General features: G+C 34.1%; 5 protein-coding genes and 1 pseudogene. 3 read left to right on the top strand and 3 right to left on the bottom strand.

Features of this window, described 5'->3' with window-relative positions; all coding sequences use genetic code 11:
* Nucleotides 1-67: 67 nt before the first annotated feature.
* The 3 genes and pseudogenes from ACODS7_RS30300 to ACODS7_RS30290 form a co-directional block, all read left to right on the top strand.
* A pseudogene (locus ACODS7_RS30300) lies at nt 68-377 on the top strand (IS91 family transposase); the annotation flags it as partial.
* Complete coding sequence (locus tag ACODS7_RS30295) at nt 313-585, top strand: hypothetical protein (RefSeq protein ID WP_243169305.1); 273 nt, start codon at nt 313-315, stop codon at nt 583-585. The pseudogene ACODS7_RS30300 and the gene ACODS7_RS30295, both read left to right, overlap by 65 nt.
* A 344-nt stretch (nt 586-929) precedes the next feature.
* Nucleotides 930-2,075, top strand: coding sequence for an NADH-dependent flavin oxidoreductase (locus tag ACODS7_RS30290; protein WP_243169306.1), 1,146 nt, complete (start codon nt 930-932; stop codon nt 2,073-2,075).
* 460 nt (nt 2,076-2,535) lie between these two features.
* Here ACODS7_RS30290 and ACODS7_RS30285 read toward each other — a convergent pair whose 3' ends face one another.
* The 3 genes from ACODS7_RS30285 to ACODS7_RS30275 all read right to left on the bottom strand — a co-directional run bounded on the left by ACODS7_RS30285 (nt 2,536) and on the right by ACODS7_RS30275 (nt 7,326).
* Nucleotides 2,536-3,099, bottom strand: coding sequence for a recombinase family protein (locus ACODS7_RS30285; RefSeq protein ID WP_243169307.1), 564 nt, complete (start codon nt 3,097-3,099; stop codon nt 2,536-2,538).
* 197 nt (nt 3,100-3,296) lie between these two features.
* On the bottom strand, nt 3,297-4,169 hold the full coding sequence (locus ACODS7_RS30280; protein WP_233937140.1) for a tyrosine-type recombinase/integrase: 873 nt from the start codon (nt 4,167-4,169) through the stop codon (nt 3,297-3,299).
* A gap of 172 nt (nt 4,170-4,341) precedes the next feature.
* A complete protein-coding gene (locus ACODS7_RS30275) occupies nt 4,342-7,326 on the bottom strand; it encodes a Tn3 family transposase (RefSeq protein ID WP_243169309.1) in 2,985 nt (994 codons plus the stop codon).
* Nucleotides 7,327-7,529: the final 203 nt, after the last annotated feature.

Genomic DNA, 7,529 nt, shown 5'->3' with positions numbered 1-7,529 from the left:
AAGAAAAAACCTTTACTATAATTGACGTTGTATGAGCTTAGCTTGATGGCGATGTGGCGGTACCCCATTATGTAAAAAACTATTAAATGAATGGCAAAAGAAAACCAGACGTTGGATAATAAAAGTGAAAAAAAACACTACGTCGTCAGACGTGGAGGGAACGAGTTATCGCGAGTGGAAAAAAAGATCCTCTTCTTTGTCCAAAATGCGAATCATTTTATGAATACAAGGGAGAAGTCTGCCTAGAAGGCGGAGAATGGCAAATAAAAGTAGCTTTATGCCAAAATACGCGAAATTATTTAAAGAGGGTGATTGATTATTTCGCCAGTAAGCAAACATCGAAAAAAGAAAAAGAAGAAAAACACAGTTGGGTATAAGCGAATTAGCTATGTACAGTATGTTTGTTTAGGCTGTGCTCAAACAGAAAATATTCCCGATTCTGTGGTAAAAGCGTTTGATGTTATGGATGTAGGAGATTCGATTGTTCCGCCTAGGTTTTCCTGTGAACGATGTGGTGAAGATATGTATCCAAAGGATTACACAGAGATTGATGGGATTATGTACAATTTATCGGATTTTCGCTAGACGAACAAGGACCGGGTGGGTTTCCCGGTTTTTCTTAATATGCACTTTTTTATAAAGATTCTTACTATGCCATAGTCGGAGAAGAATTCTTATGTATTTTTGTCAATTTAGTTTCCTTAGCTGGATGGCAATGGCGTTGGGCAAAGAAACCCTATTAAAAAAGCATTCCCTGCTTATTACCAGTATGAACTACGTCCATGTGGATATTATAATATTTAACCTTACTATTTTGTTGAATACTTTTAAATAGTATTATCTAAAATCATTTAAGACTGCTTGAAAGAAAGCACGCACAAAATATATTAGCTTGAAATATCAAGATAAAACATAAGGATGTGTTGATTATGAAAAAAATTTTTATGCCATTATTTGAACCACTGGTATTTACAAAAGGGTTAGAATTAAAGAATCGTCTGGTCATGGCCCCTTTAACAACGTTTTCGGCGAATCACGATGGTACGGTTTCTAATGAAGAAATTGAATACTATATACGTCGTTCAACAGGAGTAGGAATGGTTATTACTGCTTGCACACATGTAACAGAAAATGGGAAAGGATTTTCCGGCCAGTTTTCTAGTACGAACGATCAAATGATCCCCAGTTTAAAACGATTATCCACGGCTATTAAAAGCAATGGAGCAAAGGCAATTTTGCAAATTTTTCATGCAGGACGTCTGGCTTCTCCAGAATTCATTCCCGATAGAGATGTGGTCAGTGCAAGTGATTACTATGAAGAAGGTAGTTCACAAAAAGTTGCTAGAATGTTACATGAGGAGGAAATATTAAATATTATCTATGCTTTTGCTGAAACAACTAGACGCGCAATTCAGGCTGGTTACGATGGTGTAGAAGTACATGGTGCAAATTTTTATTTACCACAACAATTTTTCTCAGCTCATACAAATCATCGAAATGATAAATGGGGTGGTGCAGTCCAAAAAAGGTTAAGGTTCCCCTTAATGCTGATAGAGGAAATACAAAAAGTAGTAAAGGAAGAGGCAAAAGAGGCATTTCTTATTGGATATCGCTTTTCTCCAGAAGAACCTTTTCCAGAGGGAATTACGATGGAAGATACCTTCTCTCTCATTGAAGCGCTAATTAATAAAGATATTGATTATTTACATGTCTCTTTACACAATTTTTGGTCGAAACCGCGACGTGGTGGTGATAGCCTTCGAACTAGAATAGAACAAATTCAAGAGCATATTAATGGGAGAGTGCCACTTATTGGTGTGGGAAATTTATTAAGTGCACAAGATGTTTTACAAGCTAAACAAACAGGTGTTTCTTTAGTTGCATTAGGACGAGGGATTATTATGGATCCTGAATGGGTAGAAAAAATACAAAACGGTGTAGAGGAAGACATTATGACAGAAGTCTCAGTTCATAATCAAAATAAACTTGACATACCTAGTCCATTATGGGATCAAATTATACACACTCCAAATTGGTTTCCCATCAAAAAAGAAGAAGCGGCAAATGACAATTAGCAATACTTACAAATTTTAAGTAAATGACGCATGGAAAGAAAGCTCTTTAAGAGAAAGAAATTAAAAGCACATCGTTATACACACGAAATAAGTGGGGTAGCACCCCACATCCATCAACTTAAGGATTTAGACTATTTTTGAAGTTAAAAGCACGTTACTATTTTCTTATGTTAATGAGAAAGGGTGACGTGCTTTTTATGAATATGAATCAAAAACAGGAATGATCTTTATTTGCTGAAGAGTTATATCGATATATGTCTCCCGCTACACTTAATCAATTAGCCATAGAAGGCCTCACCATACATGCCCATCAACTTAAGACTTTTTACTACCCCCAAGTACAAAAAAACGTTATTCTTTCTTACATAATATAGGCTTAATCACAGGGTTCTTGCTGTAGACCGCAAAGTAGCAAAATCTTAAGAATTATTATAGGAGATTAGACGAACATCATATGCGCCTATGTTTTTCCTAAAGTTCGTTTTTGAATAGCTCGATATAAAGAACCCTGTGAAATACCAGTTCCTTCTATAATTTCTTTTATAGAATATTCGTTACTGTCATACATACGAAGAGCTAATGATATTTTATCTTTGTCAACTTTTGGTCTACCTAATTTCTTTCCTCGTTTTTTACTTGCTTCTAATCCTTCTTTTACGCGTTCTGCAATTAGATTCCGTTCTAACTCAGCGATGACACACATCATCTGAAACATAGCTTTACCAGTAGAAGTTCTTGTATCTATTTGTTCCTTCAATGATACAAACTGAATATCCTTTTTTTCAAGTTGTTGAATAATGGTTAAAATATCTAAGGTCTTTCTTCCTAAACGAGAAATACTTTCTACAACCACTGTATCTCCTGAACGACTCACATCAAATAATTGTAAAAGACCTTTCCGGTCTCGAATGGTTCCTGTAAATTTCTCAGTTACAATTTTTTCGCATCCATACTCAGTAAGTGAGTTGATTTGGCGATCCAAGTTTTGATCTACTGTTGATACACGTGCATATCCAATAATCATAAATACCTCCTGTATATTCTTCTGTTTTTATTGTACAGGAGGCGCTATTTTTGTAAAGGTATTTGGTAATGCTTTTGGGAATATTTTTTGGTAAGAAAAGAATACAGTAAACACAGAGCATTTCTCATAGGGGTAGTGAGACGGTTCATGCTCTAGTCCGTCAGATGATTTACATAAAATAGAAAAAACCTACTGTTTCAAAGTAGGTTCAATTTATCTAACATTCTTGTTCGAGATGGGTTTGTATACAGTAATGTAGTGTGTATATTAGAATGACCGGCTATATGTGCCACTTCATGTACATCAAAACCATTTTCCAGTGCGTGTGAACAAAAATAATGTCTTAAATCATGTGGCTTTAAGACAATCTCTAATCCCGCTAATTTACTATATTTTTTAAACATATCATTTACAGTCATGCGGCTTAATTTTGGTCCTTTATTTGATACAAATAAATAAGGGCTCTTTTTATATTTGTGTACGTTTCGTTCTATTAAATAGTTTTTTAATGCTTGTATCACTTTTTGATTTAATAAAACAGTTCGTTGTTTATCGCCTTTCCCAGAACGAATAACTAATTCTGATGAAGAAAGATACAAGTCTTGCTGTAAATCCACTTGTAAAGCTTCGCTAATTCTACACCCTGTATGCATTAATAATATGACTAAAGCATAATCTCGTACTTTTTTTGTTTCTACAATTGCTTGTAAAAATTTATGTACTTCTTTTTCTGAAAACTGAGCTGGAGAAGCATAGTCTTGTTGAATTTTCTTTTTCATATTTTTTGAAATAACAAGTTCATTCTGAACATCAATTGTAATAAGAAACTCATTATATTTTTGAAGGGCTGCCAATTTTACATTTATAGTTTTAGCACTTCTTTTTTTTACATGTTGGAGATATTGTAAATAATCTTTCACATTTTGAGGATATAAAGCCGTTGGTTCTTTATCAAAAATATCTATAAACCAAGAAGCGTATTCTTGTATTGCTAATTTATAATTATAAATGGTGTTTTTTGTTTTTTCTTCTGATCTGAGATGTGTTACAAAACTTTCTATTAATTTCATTGCGCCTCCATCAGTTATGTTTAGTTTTTATTATATGTGTTTTGAATAAATTATGTTTGGTTTTATATAATAATTGTAACATATTCCGAAAAGTAATTAAACATAATTGATATTATGTTTGATTTTCAAAGGCGCAGATTATAAATACCGTAAGGTCTACATTTTTAAGTTCTTATGATACTTTCAACTTAATTGGTATTCGTTTATCCATATTTAGTTTAAATGTCCCATATGGATTAATATGTGTATAAAATAAAGGTGTTAGCCCTCTAAAATCTTCTGGTATCATTTTTTTGAGCCAATATTGATCGTTATCATATAGGACTTCTTGGATCATCAAAGTGTTCATATAAATTAAACAATTTTGCAGTAACTGAAGGGATAAAGCAGATACTTCTTGATCTTCTACAGAATTAGAACGCATTTCATTATTTTTTCCGTAAAAAATAAATCCATTTCCTGCATTCCAACTTTCTACTGTATTCAACCCTTCATGAATCTCTCTACGAATTTCTTCGAAATGTAAATACTCACACAAAAAAATAGTTTTAATCGCTTTTCCTAATTCGCACAAAGCACGATATGTTGGATGTTGAGTTTCCCTAGTAAACCTTTTTAAAATAGATTCAGCTGATGCAGTTCCTAAACGTAGAGCGGTTGTATATTTAATAATCTGTTCATACTGTTGACGAATAAGGTCCCAATTAATCGGTTTACTTAAAACAGGTTGTAAATGAGGATATTCCTCATTCATTCCAGTGTCAGGACGATACAATTTTTGAGAACCAATATTTTTAAAACGAGGCATCAGCTTGAAATCAAGTATATGACAAAACGCAAATGCAACCACACTTTGTCCATGTGTATCTACGTAGTTTCGATCTACTTCCATATCCGTACAGTGACGCAGCACCCCTTCCATCATCGATGCGACTTCTGAAGAGAGACAGGATTTTAATTGAGAATAAATACAGGCAGATTTTCGATCTACGTGCCAATATATCATGACTCCATTCTTTCTGTAGCGAGGATGCCATTCTGTGAGTAGATTTTGATTCCATGCTCCCAGCTGCTTGGAATCAGAAGCACAGGCAGTGGTAGCTTCTCCCCAGACTTCTTTCCTTCGATGATGCAAAATTTTATTCGTTATTTCTGCATTTGCTTTTCGTAAATTATCTTTGTGTATAAATTTTTGACGAATATACCGAAGGTCATGATAACTTTCTTGATTGCTACCTGCAGAAACCGCTTTTAATCCCGTGTTTGTTCCTAAGCCAAATATACTAAGCAGCAAACGCCGTTGTATAGTTTCACGATCTAAAATTTCTCTACCTGCTATACTCTTAAAATGCTTCGTAAAGTTTGTATGAAAATCTGTTTCTTTTAATATATCTAGTAAATTCGTATCTGGCCAATAATTATGGACAGCTTTTTTTATTTGAGGTAAATGTGGAGGTTCTAATTGTTTTTCTAATGGTGTAACTTGAATCCAGCCTTTATTCGATTTGGTAATGATTTTGATTTTTTCATTATTTTTTTCTTCAAATCCTTGATTCAATAAGGTTAAGCGATCCTTCATCGTTTGCATAATATTTGAGATAAATTGTTCTACATCAAGGGGAACATTCAATGCTTGAAAATATTCTTCTTTGCAGTCATCAAAGTCTTGTGGTAAATCCTCTTCGGGATTTCGATAGCGATCGGCCCCTACAATCCAAATTTCTTTGCATCTAAGACGAGTTCGTAAAGACTGTAAAACAGCAATTTCATAATTAATTCGATTCACCCGCTGAATGCCTTTACTGTCTGTTTCAATAATGATATCTTGCCATTTTGACCGAATTACACCCTCAACCGGGATGTTTTCATCAATCGCAAAATAACGTTGACCACTATTTGCATAATCTCGAATAAGTTCAACAGCTTCAATGATGGGTTGATGAGTAACATTATTAGACCTAAATTCCAGGTTTTCTAATATTGCAAAAAATGCTCTTCGGTAATGTCCTTGATACGAAGTATGCATTTTTGTGTAAATTCTTTTTTTATATTCTCTTTTACTTTTCTTCATTTCTTTAATGATATTACGAATAATATCAGGGGTAACAATGGGATACAATGTATCTTGGATAATCCCTTCGGGCTGATGAACTACAGCTTCAAGTAAGTTGATAATATGCTTATTTTTCCCATCCACTTTTTGGAGTTCTTTAATGATCTCTGTTTTGGTTGCAGTTTCCGCTCTATTGCCAAACTTATGAGTAATCTCATCTAATAGTTCAGCTAAATGATCGATAATTTCCATCTTACGACACCAAAACAATAATGAAAGTAATGTATAACGAATTCGAGTAGGGTGAGCATGTAGTTTTGTAATCGTTTCTGTCGCAGCACGTAATCGATATTTTTGTACTAGTTTTGGTGCCATTTGTTTAAATGCATGATCTGGAATTTGCAAATGACGAATGGCTACTAATTTTTTTACTTCTTCATTCATCGTTGTTACACTTGGTTTTCCTGGTGATGCTAATAAGTGACGGAGAGTTAGAATTTCATCACTTTCTTCCATTATATGTGCATCATCCTCTGAATGGATAGATGCTTCAAGCAATGCGTCTAATCGAGAACATGTAGTAGGAGATAATTGTTGGGACGTTATTTGATATAGGTTATTTTCATAAGTATCAATTGCAGAGGCAATCATCCGTGTCAAACTACCTACAGAAGGCGGTTCTATTTTCCAGTTACGAAATTGAATGTACGACTTCATTTCTAAATAGTCTGTATCATGTGTAAAATGTACTTGTTCATTTAGCCACTGTTTCAAACGCTCATTATCTTGCTTCGTGAGTGTTCGAAATCCAAAAATACTTCGTATTTGTTGTCGATGTCGTGTATATGTTTTTTCTTTTCCGCCCCAGCTATATCGATGGAACAAGTCAGGCGAAAGGTGGAGTTGTTTTGCGATGTAGGTTAACACTACACTAGGAATATCTTGTTTTTGATTTGGGAATGCAGCCTTGTATTGAAAATACTTAAAAAGAACTGCAAAGCCTAAACGATTTACATCGGTTTTGTTTTTCATTGCCTGATCAACATCATTAGGTAGTAAAGTAAAGAATTCCATAAGTTCTTCTTCGTTCCAATTTCTCTTCATAGACTCTCCCTCTGTACTTGTTGTATTTGTTGATAGTATACTTTCTAACGTAGTTAGGTAGCAACATAATTCAGAAAAATGAGTCATTTCTAACAGAGAAACTGCTATCTATAATCTGACGGACTAGAGCACGAACCGTCTCACTACCCCTCATACAGAATGTATGTTACAAAAACACTGGTTTTTGGTAATTAATAATTGTT

This window comes from Bacillus sp. FG16 (genome assembly GCF_057809515.1).
This window is presented reverse-complemented; position numbering and strand designations above follow the sequence as displayed.